Origin of the sequence: Mongoliitalea daihaiensis, from assembly GCF_021596945.1 — a bacterium.
GTDB classification, from domain to species: domain Bacteria; phylum Bacteroidota; class Bacteroidia; order Cytophagales; family Cyclobacteriaceae; genus Mongoliitalea; species Mongoliitalea daihaiensis.
In genome coordinates, this window is sequence record NZ_CP063779.1 from 2,240,616 (window position 1) to 2,253,933 (window position 13,318).

Below are 13,318 nucleotides of genomic sequence, written 5' to 3' on the forward strand. Positions count from 1 at the left end.
GTTGCGGGTTTTTTTGTGTCTTGAATTTTTGTGACATTCTTTAGATTTGCGTACAATGGAAAAGTAAACAAGCTGTGCTGCCATGAAAAAATCCATCTTAGCTATTCTTTATGCACTAAAAAGAGCCTTTTCTTTAATAAAAGTAAGCATTGGCTTGCGTTTGGGATTGATTCAGTCGATTCAAATCATGCCTTATAAAGGCTTTGGGAATGCCCATGAGATTTTTTTTGTGGGGCGGGTGCTTCGGGATCGAGGAATTGGCATCTCGACCATTGAGGATAGCAAATGGAGAAACTTTGTAAATATGTACAAGCGTTTTGCTAGTTGGGAAATACCAGGTTTGCAGATTCAGGCGAGGTTTCAAGGAGAAGAAGTTACAGTAATTTCCGATGACGAAGGGTATTTTGAGGTGCATCTTTCAAAGGCAGATGGTTGGAAACTCACACATTTTTGGAATCAGGTGGAGCTCACTTTATTAGATAATCCACTGAAAGATGCTCCTTTGGTCCAAGTGCACAACCCTGTGTTTATACCGTATGAAGCCTGTGATTTTGGAGTGATTTCTGATATCGATGACACCATCGTGCCTACGGGAGCCACACGATTGTGGGAAATGGTGAAGACTACCTTTTTTGGGAATGCGCACACCCGATTGCCCTTCGAGGGAGTTGCTGAGTTTTATCAGGCTTTGCATCGAGGGATGGATGGTTTAGACTCCAATCCCTTTTTTTATGTGTCGAGTTCGCCTTGGAATTTGTATGATTTTTTGATGGAGTTTTTGGATGCCCATCAAATTCCAAAAGGACCTCTAATGCTGCGGGATTTGGGGCTTTCGAGGGAACAGTTCATTGCTGGCAGCCATTGGGAGCATAAGTTGAGACAAGTGGAAAAGGTTTTTGAAGTGGAGAAAGAACTCCCTTTTATTTTGATTGGCGATAGTGGACAGCATGATGCAGAGATTTACCTCCAAGTCATCAAGGATTATCCCGGCAGAGTGAAGGCAGTGTATATCCGTAGTGTCTCTGAAAATCGTGAGGAATTGATGCAAAAGATCGCCAATGAAATGCTGGCATTAGGTGTGGAGATGCTCCTCATCCACGACACCAACCAAGCCTTCTCCCACGCCCGCCTCAATTCATGGATTCGGTAGGAGAGCCACTGATATTTTTTGCCAGGAACCTGCTTGCAGCAGGTAAGTACACGGATGAACACGGATTGAGTATCGCTGCGAATAAGTATAATTGGGAAAAAGAATTGTTCGGCCGTTGGAGTATTCGTTTTTTTTTTTTCTTTATTGTAGACGTTAAGAATAGGTGTTCATTTCTGTTAGGTTTGTCAGTATTCAAAGAAAAATTTATGAGTGGAGTCATTACTAGTAAAATCGTTTGCTACGTTATCATTGTTTTGGTCTTTTTTTCTTGCCGTCCAACTATTGATGAGGCAGTTGATGAGTCAGAAAACATATATCATTTTAAAAAGGGCTCACTGGACATCCGTACGGTAGTGGATAAACCAACTTATATAAAGTTGAATCAATCCGAAGGGTACTTTATTACCGAAGTAGACAAACTACACATTACAGACAAATTCATATATGTTTTGGATTTAGCAGGGTCGCATCATGTATATGTTTTTACCTTGGATGGAGATTTTGTAACTAGAATAGGTACTATTGGAGATGGACCGGAGGAATACCGACGGTTAGCGGATTTTTTTGTCAATGAGCAAGAGCAGGTAGTGCTATTGGATAGGCAGCGCAAGCGATTGTTTACTTACACATTCCAAGGTGAGCTACTATCTATTAAGTCCATAAACTTTAGAGCTGATAGCTTTATAGAAATTGATGGGGGGTATTTATTTGGGTTGGTTGTGGAAAGCGAAAATGAGCTGACTGACGGCTTTCATGTGGTAAAAACAGATAATGATCTTAACATTGTAGAGAAATATCAGCAATATCCCAAAGGCTTTATGGACGTAAAATTCCATACCGGATTATTCACTAAAAGTCAGGATTTTATATACTATCACAAACCGGTGACTGATCATGTGCTCAAGTTTGATAGCAAAGGAAACCTTGTTAGTTTAATTCCACTAAGCTTGAGTAATCCAAAAGATTTTGATGATTACAAGAAGGATTATGCTGCCTTGGCTGAAAAACGGTCTTCAAAAGATTTCAACTATTTAAATTCGCCTCCCCATGTGCTTGGAGATATTGTTCTTGCACAAGGCTATTCCGGCAATACAAAAGTGATGTTTCTTTATGATCAAAAGAACAAAAGCTCCGGTCAGCTGTCAATCAATCCCTTGACATTTAATCATTTGAATGTGAATTTTCCATTGTTTACCAAAGACGATGCTTTTGTTGCGAGTGTCTTAGATAAAGAAATGTTCTTAGCAGACAAGGGTAAAAGCGAAGTCCCCAAAGATGTGGTCAATCATCTATCAGACGGTGGAGTAACGGTATTGATTTATCCTTTATTGAAAAAATAGGCTTCCTATTTGTTGAGGATCTATTTCATAATGCTACCATTTTCTTTCCTTGCAGAAAAACAATCAGTTACAATGTTGCCTACTGCATTCGTAACTGCCCATTATCCACAAACCAGAATTGATCTGACCAAGGGATGTTCCATTGAAGAATATTTACAGGTTCTTCGTTGGTAGCTTGGGTTAGACGGCGGTAGCGGAGAACCTGATTGTCTAATCTCCAATGCAGGGATTGTCCTGCTTGGAGTCTTTCGGGGAATTTTTCGGGTTGGTGTTCCTCTAGGAGCGTTACTCCACCCGAGCCTAGGACTATGGCATCTCCGGAAGATGCTACACAAAGTGCTGTGCGCTCATCTACGGCAATTCCCCGCAAAGCCACAGTTTGATTTGGGCTTTTAAGACGTGCTATAAAGGAAACTAAGCGGCCTTCTCTTCCTCTTTCCGTAAAGTGCTGATCAGTAATCAGATTAGGTAGTAAGGGGTGATTGATTAAGGAGGATTTTCTTACTGTCAATCGTGAATCAAAGGGATTGCTCAATGCTTCCGTACTGATGATGCTTCCGTTTTCACCCGTATACACAAATTCTCCCATAATCGCACAGCCAGCACTTGTTCCACCGATAGGGACTTTCTTCTCATGAATCAAATAGTGGATAGCCCTTTCTGTTTCAGTTCCTTCCCAAGCCTCAAGGTATACAGACTGATCCCCTCCTGCAATAAAAAGAGCCTCTGCTTTCCGGATAGTTTCATAAACACGGGGATCATTGGCAGCATTTTTATTTCGAATAAGAAGGGTCTCTACCGAGTTTACGGAACCAAAATTTTGAATGTAGCTGTTGTAGCCATCCCCTCCGGAGGCTCGTATAATCAAAAAGTCCCCACCACCTGAGCGCTCGATCATCCATTGCATAGCAGCATCTACATCACTTCCTCCACCCATTAGTACAAGACCTCCTTCAGAAGTTGTATGGACATCCTGTTTGTTGCCAACCCTACCCAATGAAAAGGGGTTGGGTTCTTGCGAATGCTCAGTGGATTGGCATGCAGCTGTTCCACAAAGCATAAAAAAACTAATGACAAAGCGTATAATATTTCCCATGGTTTATAGTTTGAATCTCAAATGTGCCAATTAAATTTGACCTATGAAATATTTTCCGGTATTAGTTCTGCTATTGATTTTTTCTTCCTGTGTGCAATCCAAAATCTTCCCAATCGGTCCATCTAGAGCTTGTTTTGAACCAACAGATGGAGTGGTATTGGCTCCTTTTCAGGATATAGGCTTCAATGAGGCAGTCAAATTGGAGGGAATCATTCAAGAGGAATTGAAGAAAGCGGGTTTTGGTAATGTAGAAACCGCCCCTGATTTGGAATATGAAATGCTCGCAGCAGGCATCAAGGATGTGGATGATCCGGATCAATTTTACCGGTTTTTTTCAGAGCTAAAAAGGCAGTGGTTTATCCAAGTGGATATCGTGGGATGGAAGAATGAAGGTGGTTTGGCCTATGAACAGGAGGACTTGGGAAGAAAGGGCTCGGATCCTTATTACGTGAGTCCACAAATCTCTAATAGTAATGTGGTCAAAGTGCGATTCATCGTGTGGGATACGCAGCAGGATGTCAAAGTATATGAATTTGAATCACAGACTACTGCTTCTGGTCTCCCGATTCCAAGTGCCAACGATGAGGATATCTATTCTCTGAATCTCTCTTCCATGTCCATGGTCTTGCAAAAATCAGTCAGGAAAGGAGCTATTCATCTTGGTAAAAAGATGAAGTGTATCTAATTAGTCCAGACCTGGCAGGTTTTTTAAACCTGCCAGGTCTGCTACTAGTAAAATAAGTTTATTAACAACGCGAGTACTACTATCATCCCCAGCGTACTTACCCCCATCAAAAAGGTGAGCAGGGTGTAACTTCTAAGCGCTTCAGAAACAGTCAGACCGGTAAACTCTTTCACTATCCAGAAGTAGGAATCATTGGCATGGGACACGCTCATGGCACCTGCGCCAATGGCGCTGATTAATAATCCTGTTTGAATGGCGGAAAAACCAGTATCAGCTGGTAGCATACTGATAAGCAAAGAAGCTGAAATAATCATCGCGGAGGTACTGGAGCCCTGTGCTGTCTTCAAAAAAGCACTCATTCCAAAAGCCAATAAAATCCATCCAAGCAGAGAATTAGGCTGCATATCCCAGGATTGAAGGATTTCCTGCAACCCAATTTGTTTTAAAATGGCTCCGAAACCAGCTCCGGCACCTGTGAGAATGAGTATTGGTCCAGCGGTGACTATTCCTTTTTCAAAAGCAATCCGCATTAAATTACTCCCATCAGGAGCTTTTAATTTCCAAAAGCCCAATGCCAATCCACAGCTGATCGCTAGGAAGGGATTGCCAGCAGTTTTTAATACTTGCCCAAGGGCTTCATTGGTTATCAGGGAATGTAGATTCCCGATGGCAATCAGTAGTAGTGGTAGGGATATTACAGAAGCTGACCAAAAGAATGAGGGTATTGGTGTCGCAGTGGGTGTATTAGCAGTAGCTTTTTCAGGAAGTTGCTCATGTAATTTTTGATTGGCAAAACGCTTAGCCCACCAGGCCACCACAAGCAGAACAGGGATCATCAGAAGTATTCCCAAAAGCAACACTACTCCTAATTGTTGCTCCATCTGCATCATGCCAGCCACAGCCAAAGGCCCAGGTGTGGGAGGGATAAGTATATGTGAAAGGTAGAGTCCTCCTGCTAAAGACAGACTGAAGGTCAAGGGTGATATTCCGGAGGTTTTGGAAAGATTCTTCCCTACAGGATCCAATAATATAAATCCAGCATCGCAGAAAACAGGAATACCGACCACCGAACCCATCAAGCCTGTACTCAAAGCGGGGAACCTTTTACCAATGCTGGACCATAATTTTAGCGCCAGACTCATGGCTGCCCCAGATTTTTCCAATAGGTAACCAAAAACACAACCTAAAATAATTATCAGCCCAATCTGTCCAATCAAACTTCCAAATCCCTTACTGAATTCCTCAATAGCGATAGAAACATGCATGCCTGCAGCCACTCCCACCCACACAGCCGCTACAGCTAATGCAATCAAGGGATGGATTTTCCATCGGGCGGTTGCCAAGATTATCCAAAGGATTGATAGAAATAGATGAAAAACTATCATTGAGAAATAAGCCTGAATTATTTACCGAGGTGCGAAAATATCCCAATAATCTTTTGGAGAAACAATTCTAGTGGTTTTATGCTGCTGAAATGTGAAATGGTAAAATTGGTGTCAAGAATGATTTTTTGCATCTCGCACAGCTTTTACCTCATCATTAATTTCATCAATACTCATACTGGATAGACCATATTTCTCGGCTAAGGCAACACATTTGCTCAAGTTATCTTTGGCAATTTCATTTTCTAAAATAATTTTTAGTTCAAGAAATGTTAAATCAGTTTTTTTTATACCTAACTTAATCATATCCGATTTAGAAATCGAAATTCGTATTGTTTCCATTGTTTTACCTTTTCCCTAAAGTATGGTGTTTCAGTTAATTAAACAAGCGTATTTAAGATTTGATTCAATGATATTTTCAATTGATATTGATAAAACTCGCGATCCCAAATCGTACACCACTTCGCTGATAGCTGCTGTTTTCGAAGCCAACACCCATCTCCAAGCGGAACAATCGGAACAAATTATCCAAGGAATATCCCGCTTCCCAATAATGTGGGCTGTTTTCAGTCTTGAGGTAGTTGAAGAAGATATTTTCCCGAATGCCTGAGAAGCGCAGCATGGGCAGTTGGGTGAGGAGGAATTTGCGAAACTGGTAGTGAACGATGGCACTGACATAATTGGAACTCGTGCTGTATTGGTAATAATCCAAAAACCGGTAATTGGTCGCCACACCCATATTGGCAAAGACCGTACGATTTCCTCCAAAATGCTTAAAATCCATAAAGCCTACGCGGTTATTGTTAAGAAAAGTACCAGCAGTTAGGTTGTAGTCCAGTTTTCCGCTGACGCCAAAATTGAAGAAATGTTCAATACCCACTTCTGCCCAATCAAAGTCCGCTGCATTGATGTCATTGGTCAAGCTTGGGATAGCTTTTCGATATTTTAGATTGATTAGTGGAGCAGAATCGTAAATTGGCGATTTACGTCCGTTTCGGATGCGGTATTTCAGTCCTGGTCTCCAATCAATGGAACTTGACCATATAAATGCCTGATGGTTTTCAAAGGCCGCAGGACCTGCTTCTATATTTTCAGGAGTGTTGGAAGTATACACCCGTTCCGGTCTTCTATAAAAGCTGAAATCGGAATTGTTATCCAACATTCTCCGCTCTGCCCAGGAAATTTGTGTTCGGAAGGTGAAGGCATCGGTGAATCTGCGGTAGTAATAGGCTCTTATAAAATCCTGCTCAAAAAGTTTCATGTAGTTGAGTCTAAAAAGTAGGGAGTAGAGCATATTCACTTGTTCCTGAATAGGATTTTCCGTGTTGAACTGGTAGATGTACCGACCTCCTTGAGCTCCAAAGGTGGTGCTTTTTCGTCCAATGGTATTGGACCGCCGAATACCCATGGTTCCATAGAATTGCTGACTGGTAAACCCATAGCGGAGTTCTGGGCTGAAATTCCAGGAACGCACATGTCTTGTCACAGAATCAGCCAGTTTTTCTACCTTCTCTAATCGATAATAACCCGATAAACCCACCTTAAATCCTTCTACTGTATTAAAGGAAAATTTGGTGAAGTTTTGGTCAAAAGCAAGTGTTCTTCCTTTGCCAAAGTTGTAGCGTCCTCCTGTCAGGATATCTCCGGGGCTGAATTTTCTTCGGGCTTTTCTGGCGATGCTGTCCACGGTGGAGACTTTTGCAGCTTCTATCACCGCTAAGCTGTCATCTCGGATATAGCCTCTGATTTCTTCCTCAGTCAATTTTACAGGCCGAATGCTGTCCCAGTAACTCAAATCCCTTTTGGAGGCTAAGGAGTCTATGCTGTAATTTCGCTCGGATACTACAGCTATCTCTTCCATCTCTCGAGCGGCCTCTTTTTCATATTGATTGATTAGTTTTCTGAAGTCTTTTTTGGTCATTTGGTCAGCATTGGCCATTTGTTCCAAGGCAGATTCTTTCCGATTGAATGTGGTGATTTCCTTGGGTACCTCATCTACTTTTTCATCGATGATTTTGGTCTCGACGATAAGATCTGGATTGAGGGTAATCTTATAATCTCTAGTGGATGCCAAGTAGGTGTATTCCCCTGCAAAGCCAAAAAACTTTCCTCCAAAGGTATAGGTATGTGTAGCGGGCATCCATACATTTTCTGCTACGGGGGTATATAACTGTTTGACGCCAATTTGGAAACCTAAAAGAGAGGTTGTCAAATCTAAGCTGTGGATGGCCCATATGTTTTCTATGATGTAGATGGTCCCTTCAAAGACGCGTTCTCCTTTTGATCGAGGACTCACTTTGATTCGGTTGACCATCACACCTTGATCTACAAAGGAGCCTTCGTATTTAAATCGATAATAAGCAAAGGCATTGGGTGCCAAAGGGGAAACGGCCTCGTTGATTTTTGGATTATAAAAACTGGTAGCAATGTAGGGTGCTGGAGAGGTTTGGTTATTGTCTCCACTACTTCGGATGCTGATGACTTTTTCGGTGACTGTATTCGGTTGGCGGAAGGTGATTTGGGATACTGATTCTGTGGTATAGGCTTCGTTCAGTTTGAGTCCATCTTTTTCCAGTTCTTTTTTCAGAAAAAAGGGGGCATTGGTGAGTTTACCTGTTCCCTTTAGATAAACCATCATGCTGTATTCATCCAATTGCAAACGGTGATATTTGGCTTTGGTGATTGCTTTTCGCATAATTGTCAGAGCCGGGTCTTCTTGCCCTGTTTTGACAGTCACCTCTTGCAAAGCATACACTTGTTCGTCCAATACAAAATCGAGCTGCACCCAATTGTCTTGGATTTCTACTGTCTTGATTACGGATGAATAGCCCAAGTACTGGGCTACTACATCGTAAAACCCAGGTTTCAATTTGTATTCGTAATAGCCGTTTTGGTTGGTGGGGACTCCATCGCCAAGGTTTCGGATAAAAATCGAGGCAAATGGCAATTCCTCTCCCCGGTCATTGCTTACTTTGCCACGAATACCCTGTGCGGTTCCCAAAAATGGCAGAGTAATTATAAAAATCAACAGGAGGGAGGTATGTTTCATGCAGTCAATGCTTAGAATTCTTAAACGCGTCTGAAAACTACTAAGTTTCAGGAATAAAAGTGCTCAAGCTCTTGTTAAATTTAGTTATTGAGAGGTCTTCGGAGGATTGTGTAATTGTTAGCAATATGATTATCCGCAATTACACCAGAGTAAAAATAATATACAGCGTATTGCGGATAATCGACCACTGTCAACGGTCTACTATCAACAGAACCATTGGAAAGCTAATGCAATGTGATCAATTGTGTAGCTACTGGAATAAATGCGGACAATCAGTTTTAGCAATAAATTTCATAAATTAATGATGGTCTATAAAATCCGTTTTTCAACGGATGCTGAGTCTGATGTTAATCAGTCATATTTATAGTATGAAGCGCAAGTGGAAGGATTGGGAATAAATTTTTGGATTCACTCGAAAATACTTTAAAAGTCATAAGTCAGGACCCTAAAATATTTCAATTTCGATACAAGAAAAAAGTTAGAGGAGCACTTTTTGAACGTTTCCCATATTTGATCTTGTATGTTGTTGATAAAAATAATATTGATGTAATTTCCATATTTAATACCAATCAAAATCCTGAAAAATGGAAAAATCGATTAAAGTAGTTTACATATTCAATTTGAAATCCTACCAATGTTTTTTTTAATGTGACACTTTTCCTCAATTAAAGAAACTAATTCCGTTTGTAATTCTCCCATAAAAAATTAGTTTTGTAGAAGAGTTTCGTTGAAACCTTCCTTGCCAAAATTACTATGCGGAGATTATTGCTCTCATGTTTCTTGATGTTCTGTTTTATTACAGACGGCATCGCTCAAAATGAATTTAAAGAAATTCGGTTTGATTATGAGGGTGGAGCAAAAAAAGCGCAATACTTTTTAACAGGGAAAGTGACCAACAAAGAAACCGGTCTTCCATTGGAGAATGTTTCTGTTCATATTGATGGATTTTTTACGGGTGTCAATACAGACAAAAATGGTTTATATATATTTCCACTTGATTCTGGGAGGCATAGGATCGTATTTCGCAGATTTGGAAAGCAAGCGGATTATTACCTGATTCAGATTTTTAGAGACGCTGTCCTCGATGTGAGTTTGAGTAATTTGGACTTTCAATTGGATGTATTTACAGTTTTGGCTGAAGAGCGGGATCGGAACGTGAAGAGCCCCATTACAGGTGTGACCAAAATGACCATGGAGGAAATCAAACTCGTGCCAGCATTGATGGGAGAACCGGATGTGTTTAATGTCTTGCAGAGTATGCCTGGTGTGACTTCTGTGGGGGAGGGGTCTGCTGGGCTGAATATCCGAGGAGGACAAGCGGATCAAAATCTGATTTTAATGAATGAGGCAATAGTCCTTTCCAACAATCATGCACTAGGATTTCTGTCAGCTTTCAATGGGGACGTCGTGCAGAATTTCGCTTTGTATAAGGGGAATGTTCCCGCACAATTTGGAGGCAGAAGTTCATCAGCCTTGAATATTGGGATGCGAAAAGGAGATTTTGAAACCTGGGGAGGGTCTGTTTCGCTAGGAACAGCTGTTACTAAATTGATGCTTGAAGGCCCTCTGAAAACAGACAAAACTAGCATCATTGCCGGATTGAGACGCTCCAATCTCAATTGGAAACTTGGAACGGTGGATCAATTGGATGTAAGCAATAGCCGCCTAAACTTTCATGATGCATATGTTGCCATCAATCATAAATTTTCCCAAAACCATACCCTAGAATGGAACCTGTTGAATACAGGCGACCGCTTTCAGTTTTCAGACCAATTTGGCTTCCGTTGGAATAATTTGGTGAGTTCGCTCACGAGCAGAAACCTGATAACAGATAATTTTTCTATCACTGGGATGCTGGCCTACGGGAATTTTACCAATCGGTTTTTTGAACCTACTGTCAACGATGCCTTTCAAATCAGCAATGGTTTGGAGTATCAGCAAGCTAAACTTACAGGCCTATGGACGTCTGAATCTATGGAACTGAGTTTTGGAATGGAGGCTGTGAATTATCAGATGAAACCCGAAGAGCGTGCTCCATTCGATGAGCGTTCGGGTATCGTTTCTGCTTCGGTAAGTAAGCAGCAAGGGTTGGAATGGGCCCCTTTTGTAGGCTTGGATTGGACAGTGTCGGAAAAGTTTTCACTATCTATAGGTGCACGCTATTCTTTTTATCAGCAAAACGGACCTGATTCTGTATTTATTTACCAAGAAAATCTTCCGATTTCAAGATTGAATATCGTGGATAGGATTGCTTTTGACGCAGGTCCGATTACTCAATTTTCGGGATTTGAGCCTCGGTTTTCATTTCGTTGGGCCTGGGATGATACGCAGTCCATCAAGGCAGGGGCTTCTGTGATGAACCAATACTTGCAGACTATCTCTAATGCCTCCGGACCTACTCCTATAGATTTGTGGCAAGTCAGCACCTCTTATATTTTACCTCAACGGTCCATTAATTTATCTCTAGGCTATTTCCGTAATTTCAAACAAAATGATTGGTCTACTTCTGTGGAAGGTTTTTACAGGACCACAGATAATCAGTTGGAATACCGGGATTTTGCGCAGTTGTTTTTGAATCCACACATTGAAACAGAGTTGATTCAAGGGGAAGGGAAGGCGTATGGTGCGGAATTGATGATTCAGCGCAATAGAGGAGGGGTGACCGGTTGGGTTTCCTACACCTATAGCCGTTCGTTGATCCGAACGATTTCTCCTTTTTCAGAAATTCAGGTGAATAGAGGAGAATGGTTTCCCACTAATTTTGATAGGCCACACATACTCTCGCTTGTTGGGAATGTGCATCTCGGAAAGAAGCGATTTTTTAATGCTTCGTTCAATTATTCGACTGGTCGACCTGTCACAGCTCCGGCCACCAATTATATCATTGCTGGGATTTTTGTCCCTGATTTTGGGGATAGAAATCAATTTCGCATACCCGATTACATGCGTCTGGATTTTTCCTACCTGACCAATGGGATTGTTAGAGGTTGGGAAGATTCATTTAATTTCTCCGTGTACAATGTACTTAGCAGGAGGAATGCCTACTCTGTGTTTTTCCAGCGAGAAAATCAATCCAGACGACTTCGTCCTTTTCAGTTATCTATTTTGGGATCTATTTTCCCTACCATGTCTTACACGGTTAATTTCTAAAAGCCTATGAAAACCTTCAAACAACATTTATTGAGCAGGTTGATTTGGGTTTGTTGCCTATTCTTGGGAAACTCCTGTGTGGATCCCTTGGATTTTATTGGAGAAACAGCGCGGGGACAAGTTGTAATTTATGGCTTATTTACCGATGATGCTGATGATGTACATGTGGTCAATGTGGGGATTACTCAAAATTTTGGATTGGCGCAGGCACCAGTCAACAATGCATCTGTTTTTTTAAGGTCATCTGATGGGTTATTTAGGCAATATATACCATCAGGTAATGGAGAGTATTTACTGGAAGGCGTGAGAGGGAACCCTGGTACTTCTTATTCCCTTCGAGTAGTCATCAATGAGCAAATTTATGAGTCATCATTTGAACGCATGCCTGACTTGAATGCAGTGGATCAGATTGATTTTCGTTTTACAACCGTGTTAACGGACACCCGTGTAGATGTACCAACATTTGAAGTTTTTGGAAACTCGACTGTTCCTGAAGCATCCGAACCATTATTTCTTCGTTGGAGTACGGAAGAAACCTATCTTTGGACTCTACTCGAATTACCTCCTTCTGGTCCCTCGGTTTCTACCACACCACCTTGCTTTATTCAATCTGTCATCGAACCTAATAGAGTCAACTTATTTAACACGGCGGGTACACAAACACGTGCGGTTGATTTGTTTTTTGGAAGGAGGGATGTAGATGACTCCTTTTTAAATCCGTTTTTTGTCACGGTTAATCAGTACAGCATTAATCAATTCACCTATGAATACTGGGAGAAAATCAGGATAGCCATCAGTAACCAAGGAGGAATATTTGACACGCCGCCAGCGCCTGTTTCAGGAAACTTTCAAAACATCTCCAATCCTGAGGAGCGTGTCTTGGGTATTTTTGAAGTTGCCAAAGTTCAAAAGACTCGGTTTTTCACGACCATTGCGGATGTTCCGTTTTTTCTACCAAGACCTTGTATTTTTTCCCCCACACGACCAGTTTTCTCCTACCCTTCTTCTTGCTTAAGTTGTGAAGAAAGAGCTGAGGGTAGAAAAATCATCCGTCAGCGGCCATCTTGGTGGGTGTTTGGTTGATGCAAAGAAAGTTTAGCATCTGTCAAGACCATTTACTTTTTTTAGTAATAATAAAAGCAATTTATACTGATCCGGGCTCTGAAAGGTATGAAGGATCTTCACAGTTTTACGAAAGATCCAGCGTGTTCCAATTGAAAAATCTTAAAGTTTAAAACATTTGATTGGATAAAGCGGTCCCCTTAGGGTTCATCTCATGGAAAGGTTAGTATGTGATGGATACTTAAGATAGCTAGATCATAGAAGGTTGATTGAAATTAATTCCAACATTATCTCTAGGAAAAGGCTTCCAGTGTTTAAACGAGATTTTTTTATTGAATACTGGATCTTAATAATACGAAAGGCTATTCTAAAGCGAGATATAAACCCTCATGCGTTGAGAATTC

At 41.2% G+C, this 13,318-nt stretch carries 9 protein-coding genes; 5 read left to right on the top strand and 4 right to left on the bottom strand.

The window, feature by feature from the left end; genetic code table 11:
• Window positions 1–82 precede the first annotated feature (82 nt).
• Both IPZ59_RS09625 and IPZ59_RS09630 read left to right on the top strand, forming a co-directional pair.
• Window positions 83–1,150 carry an App1 family protein gene (locus IPZ59_RS09625; RefSeq protein WP_236139633.1) on the top strand — a complete coding sequence of 356 codons (1,068 nt, stop codon included), beginning with the start codon at window positions 83–85 and terminating at the stop codon, window positions 1,148–1,150.
• Window positions 1,138–2,490, top strand: coding sequence for a 6-bladed beta-propeller (locus IPZ59_RS09630; RefSeq protein WP_236139634.1), 1,353 nt, complete (start codon window positions 1,138–1,140; stop codon window positions 2,488–2,490). The genes IPZ59_RS09625 and IPZ59_RS09630 overlap by 13 nt, the downstream gene beginning before the upstream one ends.
• 79 nt (window positions 2,491–2,569) lie before the next feature.
• Here the strand turns inward: IPZ59_RS09630 and IPZ59_RS09635 are convergent, their stop codons facing one another.
• The gene (locus tag IPZ59_RS09635; protein ID WP_236139635.1) at window positions 2,570–3,586 is read right to left on the bottom strand and encodes a cyanophycinase; all 1,017 of its coding nucleotides are present in this window, start codon (window positions 3,584–3,586) and stop codon (window positions 2,570–2,572) included.
• A gap of 43 nt (window positions 3,587–3,629) precedes the next feature.
• On the opposite strand from IPZ59_RS09635, the gene IPZ59_RS09640 reads away from it, so the two are divergent.
• Window positions 3,630–4,271: a hypothetical protein gene (locus tag IPZ59_RS09640; protein ID WP_236139636.1), complete on the top strand. Its 642-nt coding sequence runs from the start codon at window positions 3,630–3,632 to the stop codon at window positions 4,269–4,271.
• Window positions 4,272–4,315: 44 nt separating this feature from the next.
• Here the strand turns inward: IPZ59_RS09640 and IPZ59_RS09645 are convergent, their stop codons facing one another.
• From IPZ59_RS09645 to IPZ59_RS09655, 3 genes are all read right to left on the bottom strand, one after another.
• Window positions 4,316–5,656 (bottom strand): GntP family permease, encoded by a 1,341-nt coding sequence (locus tag IPZ59_RS09645; RefSeq protein WP_236139637.1) that lies wholly within the window; start codon window positions 5,654–5,656, stop codon window positions 4,316–4,318.
• A gap of 111 nt (window positions 5,657–5,767) precedes the next feature.
• Window positions 5,768–5,995 carry a hypothetical protein gene (locus IPZ59_RS09650; protein WP_236139638.1) on the bottom strand — a complete coding sequence of 76 codons (228 nt, stop codon included), beginning with the start codon at window positions 5,993–5,995 and terminating at the stop codon, window positions 5,768–5,770.
• 76 nt (window positions 5,996–6,071) lie between these two features.
• Complete coding sequence (locus tag IPZ59_RS09655; protein ID WP_236139639.1) at window positions 6,072–8,702, bottom strand: DUF5686 and carboxypeptidase regulatory-like domain-containing protein; 2,631 nt, start codon at window positions 8,700–8,702, stop codon at window positions 6,072–6,074.
• 753 nt (window positions 8,703–9,455) lie between these two features.
• Between IPZ59_RS09655 and IPZ59_RS09660 the strand changes: the two genes are divergently transcribed.
• Complete coding sequence (locus tag IPZ59_RS09660; RefSeq protein WP_236139640.1) at window positions 9,456–11,852, top strand: TonB-dependent receptor; 2,397 nt, start codon at window positions 9,456–9,458, stop codon at window positions 11,850–11,852.
• 6 nt (window positions 11,853–11,858) lie between these two features.
• A complete protein-coding gene (locus IPZ59_RS09665; protein ID WP_236139641.1) occupies window positions 11,859–12,935 on the top strand; it encodes a DUF4249 family protein in 1,077 nt (358 codons plus the stop codon).
• Window positions 12,936–13,318 lie beyond the last annotated feature (383 nt).